Origin of the sequence: Glycomyces lechevalierae, assembly GCF_027622945.1 — a bacterium.
GTDB lineage: Bacteria > Actinomycetota > Actinomycetes > Mycobacteriales > Micromonosporaceae > Glycomyces > Glycomyces rutgersensis.
Map to the genome: position 1 here is coordinate 76,730 of NZ_JAPZVQ010000023.1, position 6,708 is coordinate 83,437.

Sequence of the window (6,708 nt, forward strand, 5' to 3'; positions counted from 1 at the left end):
AGTGTGGTGGTGCTGTTGCTCTAGTGGGTCATGACCTTGGACAGGAAGTCCTGGGCGCGCTCGGTCTGCGGGTTGTCGAAGAACTCGTCGGGCGTCGCGGTCTCGACGATCTGGCCCTCGGCCATGAACACGACCCGGTTCGCCGCGCGGCGCGCGAAGCCCATCTCGTGGGTGACGACGACCATCGTCATGCCCTCGCGGGCCAGGTCGTGCATGACGTCGAGGACCTCGTTGATCATCTCGGGGTCGAGCGCGGAGGTCGGCTCGTCGAACATCATGAGCTTGGGGTCCATGGCGAGGCCGCGGGCGATCGCCACGCGCTGCTGCTGGCCGCCGGAGAGCTGCGACGGGTAGACGTCGGCCTTCCCGCTCAGGCCCACGCGCTCCAGGAGCTGCCGGGCGCGCTCCTCGGCCTTCGCCTTCGGCGTGCGGCGCACCTTGATCGGGCCCAGCGTGATGTTCTGCAGCACCGTGAGGTGCGCGAACAGGTTGAAGTGCTGGAAGACCATGCCGACGTCGGCGCGGAGGTTCGCCAGTGCGCGGCCTTCGGCGGGGAGGGGCTTGCCGGCCACGGTGATGTCGCCGGAGTCGACGGTTTCGAGCCGGTTGATGGTGCGGCACAGGGTCGACTTGCCGGAGCCGGAGGGTCCGATGAGGACCACCACCTCGCCGTCTCCAACGGTCAGGTCGATGTCCTTGAGCGCGTGCAGGTCTCCGAAGTGCTTGTTGACGCCGGAGATGCTGACCATCGGTGTCTTCGGCTGCGTTGCTTCCATTCGTGTCCCTGTTGTCGTGTGCAACCCTCGACTGGTGCGGGGCGAGCGGATCGGCTTGAGTACCTGGAAATAGTAGTGTGACAGCTCACGCGTGGTCAGCGGGGCGGCCAGAGCCGCAACTAGTCGGCAATTAAGTAACAGCATCATAAAGAACGAGCAGGGCATAACGGATACGACCCATGGCTGGAACAATCGTGACGCTTCCGGCGTCCGGTGGCCGCTGAGGGGCGGCGCGGATTAATGTCGTTCCATGACCGCAACCGTGGGAACCGCGAGCGTCGCCGGCGGGAAGATCACCGTCGAACGGCGCGGCCTGGTGGACTACCAGGAGGCCTGGGACTACCAGAAGGAACTGCAGCAGCGGCGGATCGACGACGAGATCGGCGATACCGTGCTGCTGCTCGAGCATCCGAGCGTGTACACCGCCGGGCGGCGGACGGAGACGTGGGCGCTGCCGCAGGACGGCACGCCGGTCGTCACGGTCGACCGGGGCGGGCAGATCACCTGGCACGGGCCGGGGCAGATCGTGGGCTATCCGATCATGAAGATGCGCAACAAGGTCGACGTGGTCGGCTATGTGCGCCGGGTGGAGGACACGATCGCGGCGGTGTGCCACGAGTTCGGGGTGACGTCGGCGCGGGGGCGGATGCACGACCGCACGGGCGTGTGGCTGCCGGAGGACGAGAAGGGCCCGGAGCGGAAGATCTGCGCGATCGGGGTGCGGGTGCGGTGGGCGACGACGATGCACGGCTTCGCGTTGAACTGCAACCCGGACATGAGCTACTGGGAGCGGATCGCGCCGTGCGCGATCACGGACGCGGACGTGACGAGCCTGTCGCAGGAGCTGGGCCGTGAGGTCACGGTCGAGGAGGTCCTGCCGGTGGTGGAGAAGCATCTGGGGCTGCTGCTCGAACGCGAGTAGCGGGCCTCATCGGGAACGGGCGTGGCAGGTGCCGCGCCCGTTTCCTGTTGCCTAGGAACAGGGTTCGTACGGTTCGGGCTGCTCGTCGGCGAGCTCGGGGGTCTCGTTGAGGAGGACCTTGAGGATGTTGTTCCAGGCGTCCGAGTGGGGGAAGAAGATCTCGGAGTGGGAGTGGACGCCCTCGACGGGCTTGCCGGAGATGCCCTGGTCGGCGAGGCTGAGGCCGTAGTCGTCGACGGCGTCGGGGGCGTCGGAGAGGTTCCCGGTGACGAGGTTGCGGTTGCCGGGGAAGTCGTCGGGGTCGGCGCCGTGGCCGAGGAGCGGCACGTACGGCATGCCCTGGACGTAGGAGATGGGGTCGCCGGGGCCGGTGATGGAGTAGCGGGGACGGCAGGGCTCGGTGTAGTCGGCCGGGCTGTAGACGTCGTTGCCCATGCCGGCGGAGGCGATGTGGAGGACCTGGTCGGCGGCGACGTCGTAGGTCTCGGCGTAGCCGATGACGGCGCCGCCGTAGGAGTGGCCGGCGAGGGTGAGGGGGGTGTCGGCGCCGATCTGGTTGCGCAGGTCGAAGGTGAAGGAGGCGAGGCTCTCGGCGGCGACCTGGGACCAGGAGGCCCAGGATTCCTCGACCCAGCCGGAGGGCCAGGAGGCGGCGGCCCAGACGACGATGGCGAGCTTCCCGTCGGCGGCGTCCACGAAGGACTTGGCGCGGTTGTAGTAGAGCTCGAAGTTCTCGCTGGAGAGGACGGCGGAGCCGCCGGGGACGAGGACGGCGACGTTCTCGGCGGTGTGGAGGTCGCCGACGACTTCGATCCAGGAGCCGTCGCCGTTGTTGTTGTAGGGGTCGAGGTAGAGGAACTGGCGGTCGGTGCCGACGAGGGCTTGGAGTTCTTCGCGGGCGGGGCGTTCGGCGTCGTCGGTCCAGGGCCGCGAGGGGCTGTCGTACGTGGTGGAGGCCGCGGTGGTCGCTTCGAGGATGAGGCGGTTGGCGGCGATGCGGGCGTCGAAGGGGGCGCCGGGCATCTCGGCGACGGTGGAGGGGTAGAGGAGGGCGAGCCAGGCGGTGGCGTCGTCGCCGAGGCCGGTGAAGAAGTCGTTGACCTCGAGGGGGTCGAGGTCGCCGCCGGCGTCGTGGAGTTCGGCGAGGGCGGCGCCGAGTTCGCCGGAGTCGGCGGTGGGTTCGGAGGCGACGAGGGCGGCGGCGGTCTCGGGGTCGGCGAGCGCGGTCTCGAGGGCGGCGGCGGGGTCGTCGCCGGGGACGGGGGCGGCGGAGCGGAGGGCGTCGAGTTCGCCGGCGGGGTCGGCGGCGAGGACGGGGACCGCGTGGAGCTGGTCGGCTTCGGCCTCGCCGAGGCGGGTCAGGCCGGCGACGTAGACGAGCGCGAAAACGGCGACGGCTGTCAGGACCGTCGCGCGCCACCACCGAAATCTCACCGAGTCAGCCTAGCCGAGGTCGCCCAAGCGCGACGAACGCTGCGCGTGTGAGGGGAGCCTCCGGGCGGGGCAAACGAGGGCAGCGTCCGAGCCGCTGGGGGCCGTGTTTCGGGCCCCCGGTTCATACCCTGACATGCGGGTACGACATTCCGGCCGATGCGAGGCGGGCTCGCGTTGAGGGCCGTTTCCGGGGCAGGGACCGAGGCACTGAGGGCCGTATCGCAGGCCCCCGGTCAAAACCCTGACACAGGGGTCTGACATTCCGGCGCGATCCGATGGGGGCTCGCGTTCGGGGGTGTTCGGCGGGCAGGGGTCGAGCCGCTGGGGGCCGTGTTTCGGGCCCCCGGTCAAAACCCTGGCTCGGGGGTGCGACGATTTCGGCCGGTTTTCGGGCCGGGGTGTCGCGGTTCACACTCGGTCAGGCGGCGGTGGCGGTGAAGCGGTTGCCGTTGGCGGTGAGGGTCAGCGGGAGGCCGAAGGCCTTGGAGAGGGTCTCCGAGGTGAGGGCCTGCTCGATCGGGCCCGCGGCGACCACGCCGCCGCCGGAGAGGACCAGGGCGTGGGTGAACCCGGGCGGGATCTCCTCCACGTGGTGGGTCACGAGCACGAGGGCCGGGGCGGCCTCGTCGCGGGCGAGGCCGGCGAGGGTCGCCACGAGCGCTTCGCGGGCACCGAGGTCGAGGCCGGCGGCGGGCTCGTCGAGGAGCAGCAGCTCCGGGTCGGTCATGAGCGCCCGGGCGATGAGGACGCGCTTGCGCTCGCCCTCCGACAGCGTCCCGAACAGCCGGTCGGCGAGCTGGGCGACGCCGAGCCAGCGCATGAGCGAGGCGGCGCGCTCGTCGTCCTGCGGGTCGTACTCCTCGCGCCAGCGGCCCATCATGCCCCAGGCGGCGGTGCGGACGACGTCGAAGGCCTTCTCGTCGTTGGGGATCGCGTCGGCGACGGCGGTCGTGGTGAGGCCGATGCGGGGGCGCAGCTCGAACACGTCGACGCGGCCGAGGCGTTCGCCGAGGATCTCCACCACGCCGGAAGTGGGGTGGTTGCGGGCGGCCGCTACGTTGAGCAGCGTCGTCTTCCCGGCGCCGTTGGGGCCGAGGACGACCCACCGCTGGTCGGCGTCGACTTGCCAGTCGACGCCGTCGAGGAGCTGGTTGCCGCCGCGTCGGACGGTGACGCCGGACAGGTCGAGGACGCGTTCAGACTGAGCCACGGGTCAATGAAACCACGGGCCCCGGACGGGCGGTCGCGGGCGGGCCTCGGCGGCGGGAGTACGACACACAGGCAATACCCCCTGGCGACCCCGGGGGTGAATCCCGGGGCCGTGCAACGACGCCGCGTCCGGCGGCGTCTGAACAAGGGACCACGCGTCCCGACCGCGGCGGCCGCCCCGGCGCCGCCCGCACGGCCGGACACCCCGACCGCGAACACCCTGACATGTACGTCCTAACTGGAATGAGCAGATGCCCCCCATCATCGAGATATCGGGGCTGAGGAAGACCTACTCGAGGGCCTTCCGTCAGCCGCACAACGCTTTGGACGGCCTCGACCTCGAGGTCGCCGCCGGCCAGGTGCACGGCTTCCTGGGCCCCAACGGCTCTGGGAAGACCACCACCCTGCGGGCCCTGCTCGGTCTCATCCGCGTCGACGGCGGGACCATGCGGATCTTCGGCGAGGAGGTGCCCCACCGCCTCCCGGACGTGGTCGGGCGCATCGGCGCCGTCGTCGAGTCCCCGCAGTTCTTCAAGCACTTCTCCGGCCGCCTGACGCTCCAGCTCCTCGCCGAGAGCGCCGGCGTCTCCAACACGCGCGTCGAGGAAGTGCTCGAGCAGGTGGGCCTGCGCGACGCCGCGAAGGCCTCCGTCAAGGGCTACTCGCTGGGCATGCGCCAGCGCCTCGCGGTCGCGCAGGCGCTGCTGAAGCAGCCGCAGCTGCTGATCCTGGACGAGCCGGCGAACGGCCTCGACCCGGCCGGGATCCACCACATGCGCGAGCTGCTGCAGTGGCTCGCGCACGCGCAGGGCGTGACCGTGGTTGTCAGCTCGCACCTCCTCTCGGAGGTGCAGCAGTTGTGCGATTCGATGACGATCGTGTCGCGGGGACGGCGCATCGTGGACGGCAAGGTCGCCGACATCATCGCGGGCCACGGCGATTCGAGCCTGACCGTGCGGTTCCCGGACGCGGCGTCGCTGCCGGAGGCGGCCGACGCCCTTGCGGCGGCGGCGGGTTCGCTCGGCGAGGCGAGGCCGGTGACGGCCGCTGTCGATCGCGACCGGCTCGTGGTCCGGGGCGCGCCGGAGCCCGCGTGGGTGACGAAGACGCTCGCGGACGCGGGGATCTACCTGTCCGAGTTGCGGACCGAGACGAAGAACCTGGAATCGGTGTTCCTGGAGTTGACCGGCACCGCGCCGGTCCCGGGGCACACGGTCCAGATCGGGGAGTCCGCGGTGGTGCCGCAGACGGCGCCCGCGCCGGTCGCCGCCGGTGACGTGACGATCAACGTCGAATCGGAAGGGGCCGAGCGGTGAACCTGTTCAAAGCCGAACTGCGGCGCCTCGCGCGCCGCCGCCTGTCCCTGGTCTTCGGCATCATCGCCGCGGCGGGGCTGCTGGTGCTGGCCGGGGTCTTCTGGTTCACGTCAAGCAAGGGCCCGACGGAGACCGAGCTCGCCGAGGCGCAGGCCGAGGCCGACCGGATCAACGGGGAGAACTTCGAGTACGAGGACTGCGTCGACGACGAGGACTACTTCGAGACCGAGGAGTACAGCTGGATCGACGGCGAGCCGTACTACGAGGACATGACGCACGAGGAACTCTGCGCGGACATGTTCGGCATGATGACGGCCGACGACCTCATCTGGACTTACACGTTCGTGTTCGCCGACGAGAGCCCGCTGATCCTCATCGGCGTGACGATCGTGGCGGGCCTGATCATGATGATGCTCGGGTCCTCGGCGATCGGCGCGGAGTGGTCGAGCGGCGGGATGGCGAACCTGCTGCTGTGGCACCCGAACCGGTTGAAGGTGTGGGGTGCGAAGCTCGGCGCGGCCTCCGCGGTGTGCGCGGCGGCGGTGATCGCGGTGCTGCTGCTGGCCTTCGGGCTGCTGTACGTGACGGCGGCGGCTCGCGGCGAGATCGGCGACCTGAACTCGGCCTGGTGGGACGAGAACCTGCCGAAGTTCGCGCGTGCCGGACTGCTGTCGATCGCGATGACCGTGCTCGGCGCGTCGCTGGCGATGCTGGGCCGGCACACGGCGATCTCGGGCGGCATCATCGCCGGCTACCTGATCGTGGGCGACATGCTGGTGCGGTTCGCGGGCATGGCGATGCAGATGCCGTTCTCCGAGCGGTTGTCGCTGTACACGTGGGTGAGCGCGTGGATCGACGGGCGTATCGAGCTGCAGGACTGGAGCGATTTCAACTCCGAGTACCCGGACATCATGGTCATCACCTCGACCGAGGCCGGGCTGCTGCTGGGCGGGATCGTGCTCGCCTTCGCGGCCTTGGCCACTTGGGCGTTCCACCGCCGCGACGTGTCCTAGCGATTTTGAGAGGTGGCGCGTGACGCGTGCCGTGTGAC

Annotated in this window: 6 protein-coding genes; 3 read left to right on the top strand and 3 right to left on the bottom strand. The window is 70.0% G+C overall.

The features are described 5' to 3' along the window. Nucleotides 1-20: 20 nt before the first annotated feature. Nucleotides 21-776 (bottom strand): amino acid ABC transporter ATP-binding protein, encoded by a 756-nt coding sequence (locus tag O2L01_RS24380; protein ID WP_270124656.1) that lies wholly within the window; start codon nucleotides 774-776, stop codon nucleotides 21-23. Nucleotides 777-1,026: 250 nt separating this feature from the next. Here O2L01_RS24380 and lipB point away from each other — a divergent pair, with 250 nt between their 5' ends. Further along, the gene (lipB, locus tag O2L01_RS24385) at nucleotides 1,027-1,698 is read left to right on the top strand and encodes a lipoyl(octanoyl) transferase LipB (RefSeq protein WP_270124657.1); all 672 of its coding nucleotides are present in this window, start codon (nucleotides 1,027-1,029) and stop codon (nucleotides 1,696-1,698) included. Nucleotides 1,699-1,749: 51 nt separating this feature from the next. On the opposite strand, the gene O2L01_RS24390 is transcribed toward lipB, so the two are convergent. Together O2L01_RS24390 and O2L01_RS24395 are read right to left on the bottom strand one after the other, a co-directional pair. Continuing rightward, on the bottom strand, nucleotides 1,750-3,132 hold the full coding sequence (locus tag O2L01_RS24390; RefSeq protein WP_270124658.1) for an alpha/beta hydrolase: 1,383 nt from the start codon (nucleotides 3,130-3,132) through the stop codon (nucleotides 1,750-1,752). A gap of 418 nt (nucleotides 3,133-3,550) precedes the next feature. Further along, nucleotides 3,551-4,342 carry an ABC transporter ATP-binding protein gene (locus tag O2L01_RS24395; RefSeq protein WP_270124659.1) on the bottom strand — a complete coding sequence of 264 codons (792 nt, stop codon included), beginning with the start codon at nucleotides 4,340-4,342 and terminating at the stop codon, nucleotides 3,551-3,553. A gap of 250 nt (nucleotides 4,343-4,592) precedes the next feature. On the opposite strand from O2L01_RS24395, the gene O2L01_RS24400 reads away from it, so the two are divergent. Beyond that, nucleotides 4,593-5,657, top strand: coding sequence for an ABC transporter ATP-binding protein (locus tag O2L01_RS24400; RefSeq protein WP_270124660.1), 1,065 nt, complete (start codon nucleotides 4,593-4,595; stop codon nucleotides 5,655-5,657). Continuing rightward, complete coding sequence (locus tag O2L01_RS24405) at nucleotides 5,654-6,670, top strand: ABC transporter permease subunit (protein WP_270124661.1); 1,017 nt, start codon at nucleotides 5,654-5,656, stop codon at nucleotides 6,668-6,670. The genes O2L01_RS24400 and O2L01_RS24405 overlap by 4 nt, the downstream gene beginning before the upstream one ends. Nucleotides 6,671-6,708 lie beyond the last annotated feature (38 nt).